Source organism: Micromonospora sp. NPDC050200 (genome assembly GCF_040656135.1).
Lineage (GTDB): Bacteria > Actinomycetota > Actinomycetes > Mycobacteriales > Micromonosporaceae > Micromonospora.
Genome location: NZ_JBFALG010000082.1, coordinates 1 through 22,974, shown reverse-complemented (window position 1 = coordinate 22,974; position 22,974 = coordinate 1). Strand labels below are relative to the sequence as shown.

The 22,974-nt window shown below is 69.8% G+C and carries 17 protein-coding genes and 2 pseudogenes; 7 read left to right on the top strand and 12 right to left on the bottom strand.

What is annotated here, in order from left to right; translation table 11 throughout:
• The 3 genes from AB0I41_RS31660 to AB0I41_RS31650 form a co-directional block, all read right to left on the bottom strand.
• Positions 1–290 (bottom strand): hypothetical protein (locus tag AB0I41_RS31660; RefSeq protein ID WP_357114366.1); only part of this gene is annotated, 290 nt, incomplete at its 3' end.
• Between the two features lie 289 nt (positions 291–579).
• Entirely contained in the window at positions 580–2,685 is a 2,106-nt protein-coding gene (locus AB0I41_RS31655) for a BTAD domain-containing putative transcriptional regulator (RefSeq protein WP_357114364.1), read from the bottom strand.
• Between the two features lie 76 nt (positions 2,686–2,761).
• Positions 2,762–4,567 (bottom strand): Hsp70 family protein, encoded by a 1,806-nt coding sequence (locus AB0I41_RS31650; protein ID WP_357114362.1) that lies wholly within the window; start codon positions 4,565–4,567, stop codon positions 2,762–2,764.
• A gap of 545 nt (positions 4,568–5,112) precedes the next feature.
• Here AB0I41_RS31650 and AB0I41_RS31645 point away from each other — a divergent pair.
• The 3 genes and pseudogenes from AB0I41_RS31645 to AB0I41_RS31635 form a co-directional block, all read left to right on the top strand.
• Positions 5,113–5,290, top strand: a pseudogene (locus tag AB0I41_RS31645) (IS110 family transposase); the annotation flags it as partial.
• A 125-nt stretch (positions 5,291–5,415) separates the two neighbouring features.
• Positions 5,416–6,876, top strand: coding sequence for a S8 family serine peptidase (locus AB0I41_RS31640; RefSeq protein ID WP_357114360.1), 1,461 nt, complete (start codon positions 5,416–5,418; stop codon positions 6,874–6,876).
• Between the two features lie 298 nt (positions 6,877–7,174).
• Entirely contained in the window at positions 7,175–9,379 is a 2,205-nt protein-coding gene (locus AB0I41_RS31635; protein WP_357114358.1) for an ATP-dependent RecD-like DNA helicase, read from the top strand.
• Between the two features lie 352 nt (positions 9,380–9,731).
• On the opposite strand, the gene AB0I41_RS31630 is transcribed toward AB0I41_RS31635, so the two are convergent.
• Positions 9,732–10,406, bottom strand: coding sequence for an HNH endonuclease family protein (locus tag AB0I41_RS31630; protein WP_357114356.1), 675 nt, complete (start codon positions 10,404–10,406; stop codon positions 9,732–9,734).
• 199 nt (positions 10,407–10,605) lie between these two features.
• Between AB0I41_RS31630 and AB0I41_RS31625 the strand changes: the two genes are divergently transcribed.
• Positions 10,606–11,658, top strand: coding sequence for an integrase core domain-containing protein (locus AB0I41_RS31625; RefSeq protein WP_357114354.1), 1,053 nt, complete (start codon positions 10,606–10,608; stop codon positions 11,656–11,658).
• Positions 11,659–11,706: 48 nt separating this feature from the next.
• Here the strand turns inward: AB0I41_RS31625 and AB0I41_RS31620 are convergent.
• The 3 genes and pseudogenes from AB0I41_RS31620 to AB0I41_RS31610 form a co-directional block, all read right to left on the bottom strand.
• Positions 11,707–12,126, bottom strand: a pseudogene (locus tag AB0I41_RS31620) (transposase); the annotation flags it as partial.
• 579 nt (positions 12,127–12,705) lie between these two features.
• Positions 12,706–13,029, bottom strand: a complete 324-nt coding sequence (locus AB0I41_RS31615; RefSeq protein WP_357114352.1) for a hypothetical protein — start codon at positions 13,027–13,029, stop codon at positions 12,706–12,708.
• Positions 13,030–13,088: 59 nt separating this feature from the next.
• Positions 13,089–14,315, bottom strand: a complete 1,227-nt coding sequence (locus tag AB0I41_RS31610) for a hypothetical protein (RefSeq protein WP_357114350.1) — start codon at positions 14,313–14,315, stop codon at positions 13,089–13,091.
• A 474-nt stretch (positions 14,316–14,789) separates the two neighbouring features.
• Here AB0I41_RS31610 and AB0I41_RS31605 point away from each other — a divergent pair, with 474 nt between their 5' ends.
• The 3 genes from AB0I41_RS31605 to AB0I41_RS31595 all read left to right on the top strand — a co-directional run bounded on the left by AB0I41_RS31605 (position 14,790) and on the right by AB0I41_RS31595 (position 17,364).
• Positions 14,790–15,248: an ATP-binding protein gene (locus AB0I41_RS31605; protein ID WP_357114348.1), complete on the top strand. Its 459-nt coding sequence runs from the start codon at positions 14,790–14,792 to the stop codon at positions 15,246–15,248.
• Between the two features lie 8 nt (positions 15,249–15,256).
• A complete protein-coding gene (locus AB0I41_RS31600) occupies positions 15,257–15,580 on the top strand; it encodes an STAS domain-containing protein (protein ID WP_357114346.1) in 324 nt (107 codons plus the stop codon).
• Positions 15,581–15,894: 314 nt separating this feature from the next.
• Complete coding sequence (locus tag AB0I41_RS31595; RefSeq protein ID WP_357114343.1) at positions 15,895–17,364, top strand: protein kinase; 1,470 nt, start codon at positions 15,895–15,897, stop codon at positions 17,362–17,364.
• 350 nt (positions 17,365–17,714) lie between these two features.
• Here the strand turns inward: AB0I41_RS31595 and AB0I41_RS31590 are convergent, their stop codons facing one another.
• The 5 genes from AB0I41_RS31590 to AB0I41_RS31570 all read right to left on the bottom strand — a co-directional run.
• Positions 17,715–18,095, bottom strand: coding sequence for a hypothetical protein (locus AB0I41_RS31590; RefSeq protein ID WP_357114341.1), 381 nt, complete (start codon positions 18,093–18,095; stop codon positions 17,715–17,717).
• Between the two features lie 177 nt (positions 18,096–18,272).
• Positions 18,273–19,277, bottom strand: coding sequence for an integrase core domain-containing protein (locus AB0I41_RS31585; protein ID WP_357114339.1), 1,005 nt, complete (start codon positions 19,275–19,277; stop codon positions 18,273–18,275).
• 78 nt (positions 19,278–19,355) lie between these two features.
• Positions 19,356–20,249 (bottom strand): hypothetical protein, encoded by an 894-nt coding sequence (locus AB0I41_RS31580; protein ID WP_357114337.1) that lies wholly within the window; start codon positions 20,247–20,249, stop codon positions 19,356–19,358.
• Complete coding sequence (locus AB0I41_RS31575) at positions 20,246–21,943, bottom strand: MAC/perforin domain-containing protein (RefSeq protein WP_357114335.1); 1,698 nt, start codon at positions 21,941–21,943, stop codon at positions 20,246–20,248. The genes AB0I41_RS31580 and AB0I41_RS31575 overlap by 4 nt, the downstream gene beginning before the upstream one ends.
• Positions 21,944–22,372: 429 nt before the next feature.
• Positions 22,373–22,974, bottom strand: a 602-nt coding sequence (locus AB0I41_RS31570) for an ISAs1 family transposase (RefSeq protein WP_357114333.1), incomplete at its 5' end; no start/stop codon positions are given.

The window sequence follows — 22,974 nt, the reverse complement described above, 5'->3', positions numbered from 1 at the left end:
GGGCCGGGCAGCCGCACAGCGGGCAGCCACCGCAGGGATTGGGCGCAGCGCCGGTACAGGTGGGCGAGGCAGGTGGTGAGCAGCAGCGCGGCGAGAACAGCGCCGCCGAGCTGCGCGGCGGCGGTGATGAAACCGGTGGTCAACGGCTGCTGGATCAACTCACGGGCCTCGGCCTGTGTGGGCAGGCGCGGTGCGGGTGCCACTCCGACGCGGACGGCGGCGGTGACCGCGGCGGCGATGATGCTCGCGGACGTGGCCGCCGCGGCGATGAGGAGGCGTCTGGGTCTCACCGTGACCTCCTTCCTTCTCGTGATCGCCCTGCGCCTGCCCGTCGCACGTCCTGTGTCGGTGTGGGGGCGGCGGGTGGGGCGTCAGTCGTGGTGTGGCGCCGGGTCCGACGCTATGGCCGGACAGCCGACGCCGGGCCACGGTGGGACCTGACAGCACCTCACACGGCCTTACACGACCTCACACACGCTGGTCAGCGAGCTGAAGAGGCAGCGGACGGCAGGGCCCGCCGCAGGCTCGCGCCGGGCCACCCGCGCGGTGTGGTCGGTCGAGGCAGTTCCTGCGCGGCGGTCAGCCCCCCGTCGAGGGGGTGCCGGAGACGACCGTCGTGGCCAGGCGCGGGGCCGGTGGCAGGCCCGCGAGGGTGAGGCGACGGGTGTAGGTGTGCCGTAGGTCCGCCGCGCCGGTGTGGTCACCGAGGGCGGTGAGAGCGTCGACGGCCCGGTGGTGCAGTTCCTCGTTGTAGGGGTCGACACGGATGCCGCCCTGCAGCAGGGCCAGGGCGGCTCGGGGTTCGGGTTGGGCCGACGCGGCGGCGGCGTAGGCGTCGATCGCGAGCCGTCGGGTGGCTTCTCGGGGCTGCTGCACCCAGGGCCAGGTGTGGCCGGCGGCGAGGTCGCCGGTGTAGCCGTCGATGACGGCCTGCCAGCCGGCGCAGGCGTCGGTGAGGGCGGTGGCGGCGTGGTGGGCGGCGGCGTGCAGCCGCCACAGGTCGGTGTCGACGTGCCCGGGGTGCAGCCGGTAGCCCTCGCCGGTGTGGTCGATGATGGCCAGGTCGCACACTCGGCGGATAGCGGTGCGCAGGTCACTGAGTGTGGTGTACAGGCGGCCGGCGACCGAGTAGGCGGACAGTCCTGGCCACAGGGCCTCGGTCAGCTGCCGGGCGCTGGCGCCGTGACGGTGCACGGCGAGGAGCACGAGGGCTTGCAGGGCGGCGGTGCGCCGGATCGGGACCGGAACGCCGTCGACACGAAGCAGGCACGTGCCGAGCACCTGCAGGTGAACCGGCCGGCGGGCATCGGCGGCGTGGACCGGGGGAGCCGCGCTGGCGGCGGCCACAGGGTCGGGCGTCCGCGGGTGGGGAATAACGGCGTGAGGCGGGGCCTGCTTGTGCGCGGGTGGCGCCGCCGACGCCGGTGGCGTGTGGGTGATGACGGTGAGCAGGTCGGTGGTCGCGGCCGGGTCGAGGACGCACAGCCGGGGCCCGGTCTCACGCGGGCGGCGTACGTCGTGGCTGCGGCCGTCGGCGTCGACGTGCCAGGTGGCGCCGAGGGGCCACGCGCCGAGGACCACGGCGCTGACCCGACCGGTCCCAAGCTGCGCCGCCAGGCGGATCGGCGATGACGGGACCTCGGTGATCAGCACCAGCGGCGGGCGGTCATCAGGGTGGAGCGGGTCGCGCTGGTGCCGGTGAGGCGCGGCGCCACGGTCGGGGGTTGCGGTTTCGATGAGGACGACGGCGTCGTCCGCGCTGCCCGTCACGACCAGCCCGGGGACGGCGGCGGCCCGGACGGCGGTGGCGGCGGCAGCGCCGAGGAGCGTGGTGAGAGCGCTGTCGGTGATGAGCACGGCCACCGCTGGCCGTGACTGCCGCAGGCACGCCAGGAGGGCGGTCACCAGGAGCCCCCGGGCGGCGTGCAGCGCGCCAGGACCGGTGAACGCGACGCCCGCCGGTGCGACACCGGCCAACCCCGCCGGCAGCAGGGTGTGATCGTGGTCGTGGTCTTGGCGGCGTGAGGCAGGCGGGGCAGGCGCGGACGGGTGGGTGACGAGAGCCGCGTGGACGGCGGTCGCGGTGGCGGGCAGGGGCCCCAGGTCCGGATCGTCACCGTGCTCGGTGACAGCTTGACGGGGCTGGTAGCCGCGGCGGCGGCGAAGCCATATCAGCGCGGACGCGGCGACGACCTGCTCGGCGGCGTCCCGCGGCAGCCACCCACCCGCAACAGTGACCCCCTCCACCGCGTCAACGCCGACGGTCGTGCGGCTGGTGGTGCCGTCATCGGTGACGTCGGTGTCGAGGGTTGCGGCGGCGACGGCGACAGCGGGTTCGGCGGGCCCGGTGGCGGCGGTGTGAGTGCTGGCGCCGAAGACCGCGGCACCGGCCATGCCCGTAGCCGTGGCCTGCAGCGGGGTGGGCAGGGGCATCCGTCGCAGCCAGCGCGCGCCGGAGCGGACGCGTCTGGCGGCGCTGACGGTGGCCGTGTAGGCGACGAGAAGCCAGATCAGCCAGGCCAGGACCGTGAACGCGGCGGTCATCGTCTGTTCGGTCAGTGGCTGCGTGACCCACGCGCGCACCTGCTGCAGGTCCGGCCGCCCGTGCATCGGCCAGCCGACGACGGTCACCAGGACCAGTGGTGGGACGGCCAGGAGCAGGAGCAGCGCCACCAGCGACGCCACTCGCCGCGGCCACCTCACCTGCCCCACCCCCGCCCTGCCGACGACGGTCGAGCGCGTGGTCGCACGGTGTGCCCGGTCATGTGTGGGGTTGTCGGTCGGGGCGTAGGATCCGCGTCCACAGCTGGCGGATCCACCACGCGGTGACCGCGATCGCGTAGATGACCCCGAGGATCCCGGACGCGCCGGGGCCGACCAGGGCGGCGGTGATGACCGCCATGGGTGCGCCCAGGATCAGCCGCAGGACCGGCTGCCGCACCACGGCCATGATCGTGCCGATGCCGAGCAGGGCGCCACCGACCCGGCCGGTGACGTCGATGAACAGGATCATGTTCGGCCACCGGTCGGCGGTCATGGAGTACTGGATGCACAGCATCCCGGCGGTCGCGGTCACCACCGACCCGGTCGGGAAGGCCAGCAGCTGCGACCAGCCGCCGCGCGGTACCCGCCACTGGCGGGCCGCGACCAACGCCAACACCGCAGCCACCGCGACAATGGGTGCGACCGGAAGTAGCGCCCACCGCAGGAACGGGCCCACCGCGGTGCCGATGTAGACGCTGCCGACCACCGCGTACATGCCGATGATCGCGCTACCCAGCGACACCGAGGCGAGAATCCCCGTGGCCGTCTGCACGCCCGGCGCCGTCGGCCCGGCCGGGTCGCGGGCGGCGATCGCGGAGGCGATGACCGTGCCCGCGCCCAAACTGGCGATCATCGCGAACACCGCCGCCATCGCCAGCTCACCCCAGTTCAGCAACGCCGTCGGGGGAATCACACCGAGGATCCCGCCCATCCACTCGGGGGTGAGGAGGAACTGCGCCACCAGAGCCAGGGACGCGAAACCGGGTATCGCGATCGCGACCGCCCGCCGCACCGGCGGAACCGGCGACACCTCCTCGACCGGCACACCGCCCGTGGCCTCGGCCGCGCCGGCGTCCGCCGCCCCACGCACCGCAGCCAGGCCAGGATCAGCGACCACGACAGGATCGACGCCCGTCACCTCGGTCAGGGTCTTCTCCAGCAGGGGCATCCGCGCCACGCCGCCCACGCAGTAGACCCCGATGATGCTGGCGGAGTCGACCTCCGCCGCGGCGATCGCTTCCACGGTCAGCGCGGCGACCCGTTCGAGGACAGGTTGTGCCGCCTGTTCGAGGAGTACCCCGTTCCACACCACCGCCGGCCCGGCCGGCAGCGGCACGGTCACCGCCGCATGATCGGCCAGAGCGTGCTTGCCCGCCCGCACACTGGCGGTCAACGCCCACCACTGCCCCTGCCCGCCAGGCGAACCAGGGCCGGCGTCGGCCAGCGTGCTCGTCAGCGCGTGGTCGATGGCGTCACCACCGGCGGTGGGGTCGGCGAGGGTCGACAGCACCTCGAACCCGGCCGGGCCGCGCCGCAGAACCGTGACCTCCGCCCCCGCCCCGACGTCGCAGACCACGAGGAACGAGCCCACCGGAAGCTGCACACCCGTAGCCAGCAGATGACCGGCCACCGCCACCGGAGCTTCCACCAGACGCGGCTGCGGCAGACCAGCCCGATGCGCGGCCTGCCTCAACCAGGTCCGCCGCCGAGGCCCCCACCCTGCCGGCACCACCAACCGCACATCATCCAGCGGACCACCCACCGCGTGCTGCGCCTCGCCGGCCACGCGACGCAGCGTCGCCACGATCAGATCCAACGCGTCGACGCCCACGCCGCCGACCGTCAGCGTCTGCTCCGGCGACCGCCTCGGCGCCGGGATGAACCGCTCCGGCTCTCCAACCGCCGCCTGCCAGGCCCCCTGCCCCGTCAGCACATCCCCGTCGGCGGCCAGAAACACCGCGCTGGACAGTGCCGGTTCACCGTCGAACAGCAGCGGAGACCACCTACCGTCCGGCCACGCCACCACCGCGGTCGTGCTGGCACTCCCACAGTCGATCGCTACCCGCGCCTCCCCCGGTCGCATAGACCCCAGTCAAACATGAGGATCACCCTCACGTCACCCATGAATCACTCACAGACACCATCGTCAACGGGGAGGACCGGCATCAAACCGGCTGTGTGCACGCGAGGGTCGACAGCCAATGCGTGGTCACGATGTCCGGCGCGCGCGGAAGACCCCCGCGCGTGCGGGGACGACCCCCGGGGGTGGACGTAGGCGGCTGGTGTTGTAGTAGGCCAGGTAGGCGAAAACGGCTTGGCGAGCGGCTGCTCGGGTGGGCGGACCTTGGCGCCGACCTCGGCTTGCAAGGTGGCGAAGAAGCTTTCCGCGGCCGCGTTGTCGAAGCAAGATCCAGTACAACCCATCGAAGCCCGTAGCCGGTGCCTGCACAGGCAGCGGCGGACCTCGGTGGAGGTGTACTGCCTGGCTACATTTCGGATCGCTCTGGAAGCCAGGCCTCCTTCGCTGACGCCTGCCAGCGGGTTGATGAGCATCCCCCGGCGTCGGCGAGCGCCGGGGCGATCATCGGTGAGATCGGTACGGACATGTCGCGGTTCCCGGCCCCAGCGCGCCTGGCATCCTGGGTCGGGCTGGTCCCCCGGCAACCACGAATCCGCCGGCAAGAGCCGCCGGGGCAAGACTCGCCACGGCAACGCCCACCTGCGCGCCAGCCTGGTCGAGGCGGCCCGGGCCACCGACCACACCCACAGCCGACTCGGTGCCCGGCTGGCCGGACCTTTGTTGCGAAAGTTTGGTGACCGCCGATATAGGCCATAGATAGGCGTCACACACCCTCCCAGAGGAGGCCCCTCTTGCCTCGAACTACCCCTCTCCTGATCGCCGGCGTCCTTGCCGCCGCGCTCGTCGCGCCGGTCACGCCGGCGCAGGCGAGCAACCCACTCGCCCCGATATCCAGTGCCCTGGCGCGGACGCTGACGACAGCCTCCGGCACGATCCCGGTGTTTGTGCACGGTACGAGCATCGACGCCGCCCGGCAGGCGGCCGCCGACACCGGCCTCAAACTCATCACAACCTGGAACAAGATCGGCGTCGCGGTTGCGCGCGGCACCGCCGAGCAGATCGCGGCCGTTCGCGGTCATGCCGGTGTCACGTACGTCGAAGGCGACCAGCCGCTGCGCCCATACCTGTCGACCTCGAACGTCGCTACCCGAGGCGAGCAGGCGCGCGCTGAGCTGCGCGACGGGCAGGGACGGCCGGTCGACGGCCGCGGTGTGTCGGCGGCGATCATCGACACGGGCGTGGACGGCACGCACCCGTTCTTCCGCAACGCGGACGGTACCAGCGCAGTGAAGCTCAATCTGAAGAACATCTGCGGCCCGCTCACCGATCTGGGTCTGCCGCTCCCACTCCCCAACGACTCGTGCTTCCTCGACCTGACCGCGGCCAACGACACCGACACACTGTCGGCCGGCGGGCACGGCACGCACGTCGCCGGGATCGTCGCCGGGCGGGACACGACGCTCACCGACGGCACCCGGCTGCACGGCGCTGCCCCTGACGCCACGCTGATCAGCCTGTCGGTCGGCGCGGGACTGAGCATCTTCGGTGCGGACAGCGCGCTGAACTGGGTGCTCGAGCATCACCTGAATCCGTGCGCGGGCTGCCCACCGATCAAGGTGAGCAACAACTCGTACGGCCCCAGTGGCGGTGGGGCGTTCGATCCGAACTCGGCGACCACCAAGTTGCAACGGGCGCTGGCCGCCGAGGGTGTCGTCACCGTCTGGGCGGCCGGCAACGACGGCCCGGACAACAATGCCACCAACCCTCCGGGTCAGGACCCCACTCCGGGAATCATCATGGTCGGCTCCTACGACGATCACGGCACCGGCACCCGCGACGGTAGCGTGTCGACGTTCTCCAGCCGCGGGGCGGCGGGGCACCCAGAGACCTACCCGGACGTCTCGGCACCCGGATCAAACATCACCTCGGCCTGCCGGCCATACCTGCCGATCTGCTCGACCGGTCTGGACCCGCACAACGGCCCCGGGCCGCTGGACCTCGGCACGTTCAACACGATCAGCGGTACCTCGATGGCAACCCCGCATGTCGTGGGCATCGTCACCCAACTGTTCCAGGTCGCACCGAACGCGACCCCGGCCCAGGTCGAGGACGCGCTCAAGGCCACGGCGTACAAGTTCACGGACGGCGCGGCCTACCAGACCATCGGGCCATACACCACCGCAGTCGACAAGGGCACCGGCCTCGTCGACGCATACGCCTCGGCGGTACGGCTGGGGGCGGCACCTGCCTGACACCCAGGGGAGCGATGTGCAGGCCGATACCAGCGAAGGCAGTATCAGCCAACAGAGCGCCATGCGAGACACGCCTACGAACATGCGTAGACTCCAGATGGGGTCTACGCGCATCCACACACGCGTTCGCCTTCGACGACTGGGGTCCGCAGGGTCGGGTATGCCTTGGCCCGACGCGCCGCGTCGTCCTCCGTGACCGCCTCGAGTTTCAGGCCCGGCTGCAAGATCGGTGCGTTGGTGGGGTGCGGGCCGTTGGGTGCCTGTCTGGGCCGCGCGGGTAGGCGGCACGATGTGAGGCGTGATCGCGCCAGCCCGCCCGTCTCTTGCCACCCTGGACGCGGTGCTCGAGCGGCTGACCTACATCAACGAGGAGACCGGCTACACCGTCGCCCGCGTCGCCACCGACCGCAGCAGCGACCTGCTGACTGTGGTGGGGGCGTTGTTGGGTGCGCAGCCTGGGGAGAGCCTGCGGCTGTCGGGGCGGTGGTCGTCGCATCCGAAGTACGGCCGGCAGTTCGAGGTCGACTCCTACACCACCGTCCTGCCGGCCACGATCCAAGGCATCCAGCGCTACCTCGGCTCCGGCCTGGTCAAGGGCATCGGACCAGTGTTCGCCGAACGGATCGTGGCCCACTTCGGCTTGGACACCCTGCGGGTGATCGAGGAGGAACCCTCCCGGCTGGTCGAGGTGCCCGGGCTGGGGCCGAAACGCACGGCGAAGATCACCGCGGCGTGGGAGGAGCAGAAGGCCATCAAGGAGGTGATGGTCTTCCTGCAAGGCGTCGGGGTGTCGACCTCCCTGGCGGTGCGGATCTTCAAGCAGTACGGCGACGCGTCGATCAACGTCGTCACGAAGGAGCCGTACCGGCTGGCCGCGGATGTGTGGGGCATCGGGTTCAAGACCGCCGACACCATCGCCCAATCCGTGGGCATCCCGCACGACAGCCCCCAGCGGGTGATGGCCGGCCTGCAGTACACCCTGTCCGAGGCCACCGACTCAGGCCACTGCTACCTGCCCGTACAGCAGCTGGTCGCCGACGCCACGAAGATCCTCGACGTGCCCGACGACCTCGTCACCGGCTGCCTCGACACCTTGGTCGCCGACGAGGGCGTCGTCTCCGAGACGCTGCCCGGCGGCGATGGTGAACCGGTGCAGGCGGTGTACCTAGTGCCGTTCCACCGCGCCGAACAGTCCCTCGCCTCCTCCCTGCTCCGCCTACTCAACGACCGGGCCGACCGGCTGCCCCACTTCACCAACGTCGACTGGGCCAAAGCCCTCGCGTGGCTGAAGGCGCGCACCGGCGCGGACCTGGCCCCCGAACAAGAGCAGGCGGTCCGCCTCGCCCTCACCTCGAAGGTCGCGGTCCTGACCGGTGGACCGGGGTGCGGCAAGAGCTTCACCGTCCGCTCGATCGTCGAACTCGCCGCCGCCAAGAAAGCCAAGGTCACCCTCGTCGCCCCGACCGGCCGTGCCGCCAAACGCCTGTCCGAGCTCACCGGCCATCCCGCCGCCACAGTGCACCGGCTGCTGCAGCTGCGACCCGGCGGGGACGCCTCCTACGACCGGGACAACCCCCTCGACGTCGACCTGCTCGTCGTCGACGAGGCCTCCATGCTCGACCTGATCCTGGCCAACAAGCTCGTCAAAGCCGTCCCGCCCGGCGCGCACCTGCTCCTGGTCGGCGACGTCGACCAACTCCCGTCGGTCGGCGCGGGCGAGGTGCTGCGCGACCTGCTCGCCGCCCCCGCTGTTCCGCGGGTGCGGCTGACGCAGATCTTCCGCCAGGCCGCCCAGTCCGGGGTCGTCACCAACGCCCACCGCATCAACGCCGGCAAACCACCCCTCCTGCAGGGCCTGCCGGACTTTTTTCTGTTCGCCTGCGACGACACCGACGCCACCGCCGCCCTGACCGTCGACGTCACCTGCACCCGCATACCAGCGCGCTTCGGCCTGGATCCGCGGCGGGACGTGCAGGTCCTCACCCCCATGCACCGCGGCCCCGCCGGCGCCGCCGCCCTGAACACCCTGCTGCAGCAGCACCTCACCCCGCACCGCGAGGGCCAGCCCGAGCGGCGCATGGGCGGGCGGGTGTTCCGCATCGGCGACAAGGTCACCCAGATCCGCAACAACTACGACAAGGGCCAAGCCGGCGTCTTCAACGGCACCCTCGGCATCGTCACCGCCCTCACCCCCGACGAGCAGACCCTCACCGTGCGCACCGACGAGGACGAAAGCATCGACTACGACTTCGACGAACTCGACGAACTCGCCCACGCCTACGCCATGACCATCCACCGCTCCCAAGGCTCCGAATACCCCGCCGTCGTCATCCCCCTGACCACCAGCGCGTGGATGATGCTGCAACGCAACCTGCTCTACACCGCCGTCACCCGCGCCAAACAACTCGTCGTCCTCGTCGGCTCCCGCCGCGCCCTCGCCGCCGCCGTCCGCACCGTCGGCGCCGGCCGCCGCCACACCGCCCTCAACCACCGCCTCACCTGACACCCGCACTTCGAACGCTTGCACGATGCCCGTCGTGGAAGACGTGGCGGGGCGCTGGTGGAACAGCATCTGGGGACGCCTGGCCCGCCGCGGCGTATGGCTCACCCCCGAGAGACCCGGTGGAAGGTCATCGCCCGCACCGGAGACAGCGAGATCGGTCGGGTGCTGCGGTGGGAGTACGACACCGAAGCCGAGGCCCGCGCCAATGGTCGAACGCCTCCTCGCGGCCGACGCCGGAGGTACGTGCCGTCAGCGGGCCGGCGACGCATCGTCCCCGCCCCGCTGACGGCACGCCGCCCGACCGGCGGGCCGCGCAATGGGCGCGGCTGCCGGCCGGGCGGGCGTGCGGTGGTCAGGAGGCGCAGGTGTTGAGCATGCTCTGCAGCGCGGACTTCTCCGAGGACTGCAGGGTCAGACCCCAGCTGTACTTCACGGTGATCCACATCTTGCTGTAGGTGCACCGGTACGACGACAGCGGCGGCTGCCAGGTCGAGGGGTCCTGGTCGCCCTTGGCCTGGTTGACGTTGTCGGTGACCGCGATCAGCTGGGGGCGGGTCAGGTCGTTGGCGAAGCTCTGCCGCCGGCTGGTCGTCCACGAACTGGCGCCGGAACGCCACGCCTCGGCCAGGGGCACGACGTGGTCGATGTCGACGTCCGAGGCCGCGTACCAGGTCGCCCCGTCGTAGGGGCTGTACCAGCGGCCGGAGGTGGCCGCGCAGGAGCTGTCGACCACGACGGAGGTGCCGTCGCGCTTGAGGACCTGCTCGCGGGTGTTGCAGGTGCCGCTGATGGTGATCCAGTGCGGGAACAGGTCCCGCGAATAGCCGGTCATCGACCCCTCAGAGGCCACACTCAGCGCGTTGAGCTGCGACTGCGCCGTCGCCTTCGACGGGATACCCGGAGGCGTGGCGGCAGCTGGCTGCGCGTTCACGGCGGCCAGGCAGGCCCCCGCGAGCGCAGCGACAGCGACCGCGGCGGCGCGCCGCTTGAGCCGGGGGAAGCGGGGAGCAGTTGGGGTGGTCGACATGGCGGGCCTCCTGCTTTGGGGTGGACGGCAACCATCTCCGACGATCATGTCCATCGAAGGGCATGCCTGTAAAGGGGGGCCGTACAGCCATTGAGCATTCGGCATCTTCCCGCGCCCTGTAGGGTGCCAGAACCCGTCGCACACCCTGTGAGCTGGGAATTCGTTGCTCAGGCGGATGATCGCCGATATGGTCGTGCGGTTGCTGTACTTGGGGATGATCCGCCTGTTCAGCGGTTTGGGGTTGCTGATCCGCGGCGACAGACTGCTGCTGGTCGAGGTCCTCGCGCTGCGGCATGAGGTGGCGGTACTGCGCCGGCAGGTCCGCGGCCGGCCGCAGCTGTCCTGGCCGGACCGGGCGTTCCTGTCCGCCCTGGCCCGCCTGCTGCCCGGCCGGATACGAGCACATCGGATCGTCACCCCGGCCACGTTGCTGAACTGGCACCGCCGGCTGGTACGACGCCACTGGACCTACCCGAACCGACCCGGCCGGCCGCCGATCAGCGACGAGATCCGAGACCTGGTGCTGCGGCTGGCCGACGACAATCCGCGATGGGGCCACCGCAGAATCCAAGGCGAACTACAGCGGCTCGGTCACCGCATCGGGGCCGGCACCATACGGCGCATCCTGGCCCACCAGCGGGTCGGCCCGCCGCCCCGCCAGCAGGACACCAACTGGCGAACATTCCTGCGTAACCAGGCCACTGGTTTGCTGGCCATCGACTTCTTCCACCTCGACACGATCCTGCTGCGGCGCCTGTACGCGCTGGTGGTCATGGAGGTGGCCACCCGACGGGTCCACCTACTCGGCATCACCGCGCACCCCACCGGGCAATGGGTGGTCCAGCAGGCCCGCAACCTCCTCATGGACCTCGGCGAGTGTGCCAACCGGTTCCGGTTTCTCATCCGCGACCGCGATAGCAAGTACCCCGCCGCCTTCGATCACGTCTTTGCCGCCGAAGGCATCACGGTGATCAAGGCACCACCTCGCGCCCCAAGGGCGAACTGTTTCATCGAACGCTGGGGCCGCAGCCTGCGCGAGGAGTGCACCGACCACATTTTGATCTACAACGAGCGCCACGCCCTGGCCGTGGTCGCTGAGTACGTGGAGCACTTCAACGACCACCGGCCACACCAAGGGCAACAGCAGCGGCCGCCCAACCATGACCCGGCCGTCGTGATCCCGATGGACATGCCCGTACGGCGCCGACAACGACTCAATGGTGTCATCAACGAGTACCACCGGGCAGCCTGACGCGATCTTCGGACTCCCAGGTCAAGGCCGTTGAACGAGTTTTGGCACGGTACACGTCTCGGGTAGGTAGAGCCGGCGGTCGATCAGCGCCCGGCCCGCCGGTGACACGTAGGCCAGGAACACCCCGACCTGGCTGTTCTCGACACGGCCTGCAGTGCCGGTGTACTGCCGCTGCACTCCGACCGAGCACCCGCCCTTCTTCAGGCAGCCCGTCTCGTCGGTGACCAGCACAGCGTCGGGGTGTCCGAGCTGCTCGATCAGCCAGGCCCGGACGTCATCGCGGACGGCGTCGGCGTCCCACACCGCCGTACGCAGCAGCCGCTGCATCGCCTGCGGATCAGCGTGACCCGCCCGCTCCGCGAGGGACCAGCAGGTCTTACGTTCCACACCCGACAGCAGCCCCTCCACAAACTGCCCCGCGGTCCGGCGTGGCTCCGCCCGCACGAACCGGTCAGCGACTCGCGTCACCGCCTCGTCGAGGATGACCCGCCAGCCGGCGGGGTCTACGCTGTGGCCCGCGGCCACCGCACGATCTTCGGTTGTCCTCACAAACCATCGATGATCAACGCGGTGGCCGTCCTCATGCCCGCGCCACGCCCAACGCCGAAGCCAAGTGACGTTGGAGTACCAGTGAGGCGCCGCCTCGGACCGCCGAGCATGCGGCTGAGCTGGGCAAATACGGCTGCAGGCCGACTCTCGGCCAAGCTCACGCAGGGACCTGCGGCCCGATCTTGGCCGGCCGCCGCCACCCGCTGCGCCGATGTCCGGCCACCGAGGCGACCGGCCGTGCCACCCCAAAGTGGCTGGTCAGAGTACATGTGTGCCGATGTGGAGCGGGCATGGTCAGGCTATGCCGCCGCAAAACTTGACTCAAGTGTGAAGAAGTGGGCGACCAAGGAGCCCCAAGGAGCCCTAGGCGTGGCAGGCATGCCGGGCATCTTGCCAGAGCCCGCACGGGAGCTCGAAGAGGAAGTAGCACGGGCGGCCGCTCTCGCCGCCTCGCAAGCGAGGGCTCGACGGGCAGGGCCATGATGTGGGCGCCGACGATCAGGTAGCCGGACGTCCGGGCAGATGCGGCAGCGAAGGACCAGGTGCCCGCCGCGAGAACGGCCACCAATCGCGCACCGGCCGGGTCGCCGACCCGCCGACGAAGCTGTGCCCGGTTCTGCAGCGCTCCGGCTCGTCGCCGACCAGCTGACGTACCCGGGAGTAGGGAAAGGCGACCACGTGCGGGTCGGCGCGGGCGGCCTCGACCAGGCGGCGCAGCTCGGCGGGGGAGTCGACGACGCGCTCGACGAGGGTCACGCCGGTGGGCAAGTTTTCGGCCCGGTCCCAGCGGATCGTGATGTGCCAGCGCCTTCGCCACTCCACGAGGGCAGACGTACGGATGTTCGATCAGGCCGGAAACCTACTCGGCGTGGCACCGGTGGTCAGCGGTAGCACCGCCAGGCGTATGGATCGCCAGGATCCGATGTTCGTGCGTAGGTGTCCGAACCGTACGTGTCGCGGCAGGCGACGTTCATGTCGACGGTGGACGCAGAGAGAAGCCTCGTACATTGCCAACTGCCGTCGTTGCGGGGCTCCGCGGAGCTCCCGGCGGCGTGCCGATCGCAGTATCCCTGGACCATGTTCGCGACCCCGTCGTTGCTCGATGGCCCGAGCAGGAGCGGACTCGCGCTTCGGGTTTGCGCCGGCGTGGCCGCGGCGGGTGTCGGGGGCGGCGCGGCGGGGCGGGTGACCGACGGGGCGGCGCTAGGCGAACGGGTGTCCTTCGGTGTGGTCCTGGGCGTGGCGGAGGAGCTGTGCGGGGTCGCGGAACTCGGCGTCTCCGTCGGCATCTCCGGGAGGGCAATCGGCTCCTCAGACGCGTCCGGCGGGATGGTGGCTGTCACCAGCGGCAGCGCGCCTTCCGGCGGTCGGTCCGACTCCCAGGTAAACGCCAGAGTGCAGACCAGCGCCCCCACCGCGAGTCCGCCGACCGCGATCAGCCAGCGCCGCCGACCGGCCGGCCGGGGGCCGGCATCAAGCTCCAGTTTGTGCAGCACTCGGGTCGGAGCCTCTTCGATCGCCTCGGGGTACTGCGGGGCGGACCCTCCGTAGCGGTACTCGTTGAGGCCGGCGTCATCGTCGTGCGGGTAATGCTCCTCGTGGGCGTAGCCCACCTCCGGTACGACGTAGCTCTCCTGCAGCCCGACATGCGCGTCCTCGAGCACCGGACCGGCATCGATCGGTCCGTACGGCGCCTGGGCCCGCCGTTCCTCCCAGGATGCTTGCTCGTGCTCGTCGCCCCGGTAGGTCTGGTCGGGCTCGTAACCCGCCGGTGCGAGGTCGGCCACCGGGTCGGAACCCCGGTACGCGTAGTCGTGCTGGCCGTAGGCCCCGTCGTGCTGCTCGTATTCCTCGTACTGCTGGTCCACCCGGTGTCTTGCGTGAAGCGCTTCGTGCTCCTGATTTGTGTCCTCGGGCTGGTACGACTCCTCGTCCAGGTCCGGCACGTCCTCGCGCCACTGCGGCGCGGCGGCCTCCGGCCACTCGTCGTACGTGTCGGAGTCGCTTGCTGCCGGCCGCGACAGGTGAGCGATCCAGCTGTCAATTTCACTTGGGTCGTCGTCTTGGGCAGCCCCATCGGCGGGGCGAGCGGTCGATCTCTCGGCCACGGTCGCCGGCCTCCTCTGAACGAACAGGTGCGGACAGCTAGCTGACCTTACTCACCATCAGCCAAATGTCCACCCAGCCATCCGGCGAACAGACAACAGACCCCCCGCTGTCGGCCGCGCGTTGCTTGGATCAAGTTGCCAGGTCTGACAACTGTTTGCTCGACCCGAGCTGCCCGGGTGCCTGGTGCTGGCGACCTGCTCATCGCGCGGAAGGCCCCGTTCTGGGGGGAACGGGGCCTTCCTGAGCGCCGTACGGGAACCCCGGGGGTTGAGGGGCATACCGCTCCGGATGGGTGGCCGCGCACCCCGACCTCTCAAAACGGTCACCGACGCATCCGGGGAACATACTAGGCAGGACTCGCGGCACCTGCAGGGCGGGCACGCGATTGAGGCAAGCCGCGGCCAGGCCATGAAGCCGCCCCACCCGACGTCCCAACGCATGCGGTGGTCATCCACCCCCTGTACCGTGCCCACGTGAGCTGGCGTGGCCACGTCGAGGCCGGTGGGGGCGATCCGAACGAGGTCCGGGGCGCGGTGACGCTACTGTCGGTTTCGATCACTGAGGTCGCGGTGACGCGGCTGCGGCACGCCGTCGCCGCGGCCTCCGGCGCGGCCGGCCTCGCTGGTGACCCGTTGGAGGACTTCGTCTTGGCCGTGCACGAGCTGGTTACCAATGTCGTGCGCCACGGTGGCGGCAGCGGACGACTCCGCCTGCTGCGCGACGCCGCATCCGTGTCCTGCCAGGTCATCGACCAAGGCCCCGGAACAGAGGATGTTCCGATCACGCTGCCGGGCCCCGGAACCCCAGGCCACCGGGGCCTGTGGCTGGCCCAGCAGCTCACTGACAGCCTGGTCATCGACAGCGGGCCGCACGGGACGACAGCCACCGTCACCGCACGCCTCCCCGGCGGACAGTCGAGCGGGACCGCGTGAGGTGCGGCATGGAACAGACGTGGCAGTCGGAGACGACGGTGAGCGACGGGACCGCCGTCGTGACGCTGTTCGGCGAACTCGACATCGCCGCAGCCAGCCCGCTGGGGGACGTCCTGCAGGCCGCGATTGCCCGCGCGCCCCGCGTCCAGGTCGACCTGGCGCGGGTCAGCTTCATCGACTCCACCGTGCTGAACACGTTCATCAACGCCCACGGTCGTGCCACCGACAGGGGCGTCAGCCTCGCCCTGGTCAATCCCACCGGCCATGTCCGGCGCGTGCTCTCGATGACCGGGATCCTGCCCTTGCTCGTCGAGCCCGACTCCGACAGTTAGAACCGGCGCACCGACTTCTCAGCGCGGATTCTGCGGTCACGCGGAGGACGGTGGGTACGCCGGGTTCGCCGTCGGAGGCGGCTGCGGTCATGACCTTGTTGAGCGGGACGCGGACGGCGACGGCTTCGGCGGCCCGCCGGAGCAGCGCGTAGCCGGCGCCGGTCGGTCGTTTCCTCTGTGCCGATGGCGCGTTGACCAACTTGGGGGACCGTCCACCATGAGGAACTCCTGACGATTCGTCCGATGACCCCGATGCCGGCCGTCGCGTCACCGCCCCCCGTGTAGCGGCGCGCAGGGTTGGAGCAGTGAGGCCCGTGCTGACACGTCTGCTGAATGGCCGCTACCAGTGCGAGGAGCTACTGGGCAGCGGCGGCATGGGTGAGGTGTGGCGCGGCCGCGACCTGCGCCTGGACCGCCCGGTGGCGATCAAGGTGCTCGCCGCAGCCGGCCTGAAGGAGCCGATGGCCGCGGAACGCTTCGACCGCGAGGCCCGTGCGGCGGCCGGGCTAACCCATCCGCACATCGTCGCTGTCTACGACTTCGGCACCGAGGAGAACGACTCCTACCTGATCATGGAACTGGTGGAGGGGCGGACCGTGTCCGCACTGATCGCCGACGGCCCGCTCACCGTCCTGCAGGCGTTGTCGATCGCCGTGCAGACCTGCGACGGGATCGCCGCCGCGCACGCGGCCGGGGTGGTGCACCGTGACGTGAAACCAGGCAACCTGATCGTCACCGCCACCGGCACGGTGAAAATCTGCGACTTCGGCATCGCCCGCCTCCCTTGGGCAGAGGGGGAAAACACCCTCACCGAGCCGGCGACCAAGCTCGGCACCAGCTCGTACATGTCTCCCGAGCAGGCCCTCGGCCAGCCGGTGGACCACCGCACCGACCTGTACGGGCTGGGCTGCACCCTCTACGCCATGCTCGCCGGCCATCCGCCGTTCACCGGCGAGCCGCTCAGCGTGCTGCATCAGCACGTCAACCAGCCACCCCCGCCGCTGCGCGAGCGCCGGCCCGACGTACCCGCCGAGGTGGACGCCCTGGCCGCCGAACTGCTCGCCAAAGATCCCGCCGACCGGCCGCCAGACACGGCCGAAGTCCGGGACCGCCTCGCAGCCCTGCTCCCCCGGGCCGGCACGCCGGTTCCCCTCGTGCCGGTCACGCCAGCGGACCCAGGCCGGCCGGGACGGTCCACGCCGGTGACAGCTCGTCCGCCCAGGCCGGGCACGGCACGGCATCGGCGCGAGGCGCTGCTGATGGCGGCCCTGCTCGGCGTCGCGCTGCTCGCCCTGACCGGCGTCACACTGCTCAACCGCGACGACCACACCCCGATCGCGGGGCCGACCACGCCGCCGGCATCGGCCACCACCGCCGTGGCGCCCCGCGTGCCGGCCGTGCCGCTCACCGTCGTGCCCGCCACGCCGACGCTGCGCACCGTCGCGTCCGCCACCCGCAACCCGGCCAGCCCGACGCCGAGCCCGCGGGCCACCTCCCGCAGGCCGAGCCCCACTCCACCCGCTGACCCGATCGCCAGCATGCGCCAGTCGATCCAGGAGCAGGTGGAAGCCGGCCGGTTGAACCCGGATGCCGCAAAGGACCTGCACACCAAGGTGGACGCGATCGCGAAGGAGATCGCCGAGGGCGACCCAGACCAGGCCGAGGACCAGCTCAAGAAGCTGCGCGACAAGCTCAGCGACCTGCGACGCGACGGCAAGCTCACCGCCGACGGCTACGACGCCCTGACCGCCGACGCCGACCGGATCGCCGCTGACCTGCGGTAAGACGTCGAGGTAGCCCGCCGCCGAGCGGCTGACGGAGCCAGCAAAAGCTCGTCTCCCAGCGCATCCTCCGCGAGGAACCCGCCGCAGCGTAGCCGACTGACGAGGCCGCCCAACGGCAGCACCGACGCCCACTCGACCCGAGCTCCACGCCGTCGACCAGGGTGACCTTCGACTCGTACTGCCAAAGGTCCCCCTGCATTCGTTGTTCCTGATCTTCCCCCGGGGCCTGATCCCTCTGCCCGACGATGGCGGGGGAGGGACGCGTATGAGTGGCGCCCGCGGTCCGGGCGGATGGGACTGGAGGGGTGAGCCCGGCCTGACGGTGGGAGATGTCACCGGGTGGGCCTGTGCTACGCCAGCCTGTCGCCCCGATGCTGGCCGCGCCAATCGACTCGGACCGCAGCGAACCAGAACACCTTCGTCTCACGGGACTCGGGGCGCGTCGGCGACCCACAGCCGGTTCGGGCCGGTCGCGGTGAACTGCCGGTTGACCAGATGCGGCGGCGGCGTCGCTCGGGTCCTGGCGGGTTGAGCCGCCGCGCCAGCCACGCCGCAGGAACGCGCCCTGCCAGCCCTGGCCGGCCATCAACCGCTCGACACGTTGCGGCCGACGTGGATGCCGTCGCGGCGTAGTTGCGGTACACCCGGTCCGCGCCGTAGGTGTGGCCCGACGCGGTCCAGATCTCATGAATGTTGGACAGCAGGCCGAGATCGACCAGGTCGACGCCCATCCGCCGATCTTGGAGTCATGGTGGGCGACGTGCCGTGAAACCGGCTTTCGAGGCTGTACCGTGCCAAAACTCGCTCAACGCCGCTGGGATTCCGAAGATCGCGTCAGGCTGCCCGGTGGTACTCGTTGATCACCCCAGCGAGTCGTCGTCGGCGCCGCACGGGCATGTTCATGGGGGTCACGACGGCCGGGTCATGGTTTTGGGTGGCAACTGCTGCCGCCCTTGGTGTGGCCGGTGGTCGTTGAAGTGGTCCACGTACTCGCCGACCACGGCCAGGACGTGCCGCTCGTTGTAGATGAGCAGGTGGTCGGTGCACTCCTCGCGCAGGCTGCGGCCCCAGCGTTCAATGAAGCAGTTCGCCCGCGGGGTGCGGGGCGGAGTCTTGATCACCGTCATGCCTTCGGCGGCGAAGACGTGCTCGAAGGCGGTGGTGTATTTGCCGTAGCGGTCGCGGATGAGGAACCGGAACCTGCTGGCCCGCTCGCCCAGGGTCACGAGAAGGTTGCGGGCCTGTTGGGTCACCCATTGCCCGGTGGGGTGGGCGGTGACGCCGAGCAGGTGGACCCGCCGGGTGGCGACCTCCATTACCACCAGCAGGTACAGGCGGCGCGGCAGGATCGTGTCGAGGTGGAAGAAGTCGATGGCCAGCAGGCCGGTGGCCTGGTTATGCAGGAACGTTCGCCAGCTGGTGTCCTGCTGGCGGGGCCGCGGGCCGACACGACGGCGGGCCAGGATTCGTCGGATCGTGCCTGCCCCGATCCGGTGGCCCAGCAGCTGTAGTTCGCCTTGGATTCTGCGGTGGCCCCATCGCGGGTTTTCGCGGGCCAGCCGTAGCACCAGGTCCCGGATTTCGTCGCTGACCGGTGGCCGGCCTGGCTTGTTCGGGTAGGTCCAGTGGCGTCGTACCAGCCGTCGGTGCCAAGCCAGCAACGTCGTCGGGGTGACGATGCGATGCGCCCGCATCCCGCGGGGTAGCAGGTGGGCCAAGGCGGACAGGATCGCCCGGTCCGGCCAGGACAGGCGCGGCCGACCAGGGACCTGCCGGCGCAGCACCGCCACCTCATGGCGTAGCGCGAGGACCTCGGCCTTCAGTGCTCTGTCGCCGGGGATCAGTAGCCCAAGTCCGCTGAACAGGCGGATCATCCCCAAGTACAGCAGCCGTACGACCATATTGGCGATCATCAGCCCGGTCCGAGAAATCCCAGCTCACAACATGTGCGACCAGTTCTGGCACGGTACAAGATGAGCCGGAGCTATGAGTCAGAGTACGTACCGGAGCATCGAGTGATCTGACGGCCCGGACAGGACACCCTGCTGCTGCGATCCGTTGTAGGTCCACATCACGGTGGGTTGCCCCACGTTGAGCCCTCTGGTCATGCCCCAGTCGAGTTGACCGCCGTCGGAGCGCAGCGGCGTCCCCTGCGTGGGAACGCCGGGCGTGACGGCAATCCAACCCGATGGGACCGCCGACGGGCTCAGGTTGGATGCGTCGATGTTCAGGTCGCCCGCCACCATCACGGGCTGTCCTTCTGCGAGCACCTGGCCGGCCTGCGATCCTACACTCGCCAGGGCGGCAGATGCCGAGTACGGGTTTGCCGGCAGGTGAGCGAAGAGAATGTCAGCTGACCCGAAGGAGCCGCGCAGCGTCGCGGTCAGCAGGGGCCGCCCATCCCCATAGTCGGTGAACGAACGGCTTCCCAGTCCGCACCACAGCGTGGATTGTGAACCAGGGAACCAGTACAGCGCCAGGGAGCACCTCAGGGCTGCGTCGGCGTTGACACACCTCTGCCATGGAACCCACAAGGCGTCCGCGACCCGGCGGCGCGCGGTCCAACTGTCCACGGCGGCGGCTATGCCGTCCGATGCTGGGCTGGTGTTGAACCAGGCGGTCTGGTGCGCCTTTCCGTACTGGAACGTGTACTGGTGGCCCCACGCAACGTTGGCCCGCGAGTTGATCCAAGGCGGCGTGCCGGCCTCACACACGAAGATCAGCAGATCGTCCTGCGGGGTGGCTCCCTGCTGTGTCAGCCCGGGGATGACGTTCGGTCCGGGGGGCGGAATGCGCACGGTTGGGTTGCCCATCTGCGTCAGGGTCCGCCACATCGTGTCGACCCTGTCTCCCTGACTGTTCCAGGTCAGGACGTTGAGGGTCATGACGTGACCGGCGAAAGCGTGTTACCGGTCCCGTCGACCATGGTGAGCCGGCGGTCGAGGTACTGGCCGACCGCCACCGTGGGGACGGTGGCCTGCAGTTCGCTCACAGGTGTGGCGGTCACGATCGCCGGGGAGGTCGAGCCCGCGGCACCGACGAGCGCGATGACCTGCTGGGTCGGGGTGAGTGCGGCCTGGAGGTCGAACCCGCACTCGTTGACCAGCTCACGCAGCGTCGGGGGCATCTCGAGTGGCGCGGGGCCCGAGATTGCGGCCTGGGTGTTCGCGAGCACGCCGCAGATGGTGACGAGAGGACTGTGAATGGTGGCCCGCGCCGTGGTCACGTCCGCGTCGATCTGTTTCGAGGTGTCGAACAGGGTGCTGCTGTTGAGGTAGTACAACTTGTTCAGGGCAGCCTTGGCGAAGTCTGGGGCGTCAGGGTCTAGCAGGGCGACCCACAACCAGTTCGGCTCGCTAAAGGGGACCTGGACGCCGTCGTCGATGGGGGAGATGAGTGTGTCGGCGGCCCGCTCGGCGGTCTGTTCGGTGATGAAGCCCGACGCGGTGGCGGCCTGCGTGGATGTCCCGCTGCTGCCGGTGAGGGTGGTGCCGGCGGTGGCGCCCACGCGGCTGTCCGACGACGGTCCCGGAGGAGCCCAAGGCGGCTCGAACTGGGGCAGTTGCCCCGGCAGCGTCACCATGCATGAGGAGCGCTGGGTGATGAGAGGTCCGGAGCGGGGGTAGGTGGAAGCCCAAGCTTCGACGCGGATGAGGGCGCCGAGGTAGGCCGCGATCGCCGTGTCTACTGCGTCGGCGGTGGGTCCGTCGAACAGGATCGACAGCGGCGACAGGGCGTACGAGACGACGGCCGGGGCGGCAGGTACCGACGACAACCAGTTGGAGACCAGGTTGCCCGCGGACGCGTTGTAGATCGGCGTGAAGCCAGCAAGCGGGGACGGGTCTCCTCCGGCGATCTCGAAGGAGATGGCGCGTTGGTTGGTCCAAGACTGGGTGAGTTTGGACCATTCAGCCTGGGCTTGGGCCGATCCGGAGGAGAACAGGGCGTCGTACTCCATCGACATGTTCATCGCGGCTGTCTTGGAGTCCATGGACGAGGAGAGGTACGACGTGGTGTATGCGGTGAGCCTTCCACCTAGCGTGACTTCGGTAACCATGTGAGTGCCGAAGCGGCGGAAGATGCGGAAAAACTGTTCGGCGGTATCGGCGGAGAACGTGTCAGGCAGATTCGTCACGTCGTTGGAGGAAAAGAAGGTGGATGACTGCTGGTTGACGCCCAGGTCGGACAGGCGCGACAGCGACAGCGGACGGCTCGCTTCGTACATGCCGTAGGACTGTTGGGTGTCGCTGCTGGTGTCGCTTTGGTACTTGGCGGAGAACTCACCGGAGAACACGACTCCGGAGTAGCTGAGCTGCGCGGACGCGGCCAAGTGCTCGGTGACCTCGTCGCGGGAGTCGAACGTGTAGCTGTGGAACTGGGGCTTCTCCTCGACGGGGCTGGTCACGACGTTGTCATCCGGGGCGACCAGGGTGGTTCTGACGAGGGAGAGCGTGGTGCTGGTGGCGAGGTTTGTGGTGCCGAAGACGTTGAAGCCGAAGCCGAGGAACGAGTTGTTCGTTGCGCCTTCCGGGGTGATGCTGGCTGCTGGGCCGCCCATGGTGCCCTCCTGTCCGCTCACCTTGCCGAGCTCGCGCCAAGAGCGGGGATTCCGCCGAGCCGGGGCGACGAGGGGCCGGCTCGGAAGAAGTGGCGACTACAACTCCCGAGACGTTCGTTCGCCGCTTGCATCGTAGGAACGCCGTAGCCGTTACAAAGTGGCCTTGTCGAGAAAACGACTCTAGGTTCGACGATCCGTGAAGCCCCAAAATGCCGCTCAGACAAGGCCTTTCGGCCATGCCAGGATGGCCGGTCAACAACACCCGGCCCGCACCAGCCACATGGAACCTCAACGCATCCCATGCTGCAGGCACCCGAACGGCCGCGCGACTGGTTACCGCACGCCATTCTGGGCGGCGCGGCCGCGGTGATCGGATGCTTCGCCACGATCGAGGTCGTCCTGGCTCGGTAGCCGGCCCTGCCTGCGCTGAACCGCGAACGCCCCCCAGGGCTATTGCGTAGTCGGGTTGCTCCTGGTCACAGCGTCGATCAGGTCGGTGGGCCGACGGTTGGCGCGTCTGGTGGCGCGGGCGATGTTGGTTTCGCCGTTGCTGCGGTGGTAGCCGATCGAGGTGTTACGGAGGGTGGCGAAGACGGCGGGTCCGTTGCCGGTCCGAGCCTGGTGGGCATCTTCACGTAGCGTGACATCTCGGACGTAGTGCAGGCGATTCTCGATATGCCATTCTGAGCGTGCCCAGGTGCCGAGGTCGGCGGGTTGGGCCTGCTCGGCGGGCAGGGACACGGTCAGGTACGCCGTCTCGCGGGTGGTCTTTCCCTTGATCGTGCGGGTCCGGGTGATCCGGATGGCCTGCTGCGCGTGGGGGAAACCGAGCCCGCCCGGGGTGGCCACGGTGACGGCCTTGACCGTGCGGGTCTCCTTGCGGCCGTGGCCGGTCTCGCGGGTCTGATCCCCGATCGGGACCTGCGCCCAGGGCAGGGCCTTGAGCTGGGTGTACAGGGTCGGCGTGGAGTAAGCCGCGCGGCGCGGTGTCCTCTTGGGATCGTTTCCGCGCGACTTCTCCCCGAACCGGACGTGCGAGTTTCCCCGCATCG

What these genes read in the sequence shown, in the direction of transcription:
- AB0I41_RS31630 (WP_357114356.1), bottom strand. Translation starts at nt 10,406, where the DNA reads ATGTCGACCACCCCAACTGCTCCCCGCTTCCCCCGGCTCAAGCGGCGC.
- AB0I41_RS31600 (WP_357114346.1), top strand. Translation starts at nt 15,257, where the DNA reads ATGGAACAGACGTGGCAGTCGGAGACGACGGTGAGCGACGGGACCGCC.
- AB0I41_RS31590 (WP_357114341.1), bottom strand. Translation starts at nt 18,095, where the DNA reads ATGGGCGTCGACCTGGTCGATCTCGGCCTGCTGTCCAACATTCATGAG.
- AB0I41_RS31585 (WP_357114339.1), bottom strand. Translation starts at nt 19,277, where the DNA reads ATGATCGCCAATATGGTCGTACGGCTGCTGTACTTGGGGATGATCCGC.
- AB0I41_RS31580 (WP_357114337.1), bottom strand. Translation starts at nt 20,249, where the DNA reads ATGACCCTCAACGTCCTGACCTGGAACAGTCAGGGAGACAGGGTCGAC.